This window comes from Mesorhizobium sp. M7D.F.Ca.US.004.03.1.1, from assembly GCF_003998635.1.
GTDB classification, from domain to species: Bacteria; Pseudomonadota; Alphaproteobacteria; order Rhizobiales; family Rhizobiaceae; genus Mesorhizobium; species Mesorhizobium loti.
This window is the reverse complement of sequence record NZ_RZQG01001684.1, coordinates 1-568: the sequence shown is the minus strand read 5'-3', so window position 1 is coordinate 568 and position 568 is coordinate 1. Positions and strand designations below refer to the sequence as shown.

Sequence of the window (568 nt, the reverse complement as noted above, 5' to 3'; positions counted from 1 at the left end):
GGGGCCAGCACGTCGCGGCCGCCGACTCCAATGGAGCCAGAGGCGACAAGCGCCTTGGACCCAAGAAGGCCTATGACTGCCAGACTCGTGACCGTCTTGCCAGAACCGGATTCGCCAACCAACGCCATCGTCTCGCCGCGTTCGACGCGCAGCGAGACGTTGTCGACAGCCGTGAGCGTACGATCGTACAGCCGAAAGCGGACGCACAAACCTTCGATCTCCAGCGCAGAATCCATCGTCAGTCACCCACCTTGGGGTCCATCGCTTCGCGCAATCCATCGCCGACCAGATTGAAGGCGAATGCCGTCAAGGCGATCGCCAGCGCCGGGTAGAACAGAAGCAGCGGATCGGTTCGCAAGAACTTGCCGGCTTCGGTTAGCATCACGCCCCACTCCGGCGTGCCTGGATCGGCCGGGCCGAGGCCGACGAACCCCAGGCCAGCAACGGTTATGATGGCGGTAGCAAGTGCCAGTGTGACCGAAACCAGCAACGGCGCCAGAGCGTTCGGCAGCATGTGGCGGAAGAATATCCGCGTTGATGACAAACCGGCCGTTCGTGCAGCGGTGAT

The 568-nt window shown here is 62.7% G+C and carries 2 protein-coding genes; both read right to left on the bottom strand.

Features of this window, described 5'->3' with window-relative positions; genetic code table 11:
* The coding region (locus EN935_RS39480; RefSeq protein ID WP_127374427.1) for an ATP-binding cassette domain-containing protein at positions 1-236 on the bottom strand (236 nt) is incomplete at its 3' end.
* Positions 237-238: 2 nt separating this feature from the next.
* Positions 239-568, bottom strand: a 330-nt coding sequence (locus tag EN935_RS39475; protein ID WP_206534721.1) for an ABC transporter permease subunit, incomplete at its 5' end; no start/stop codon positions are given.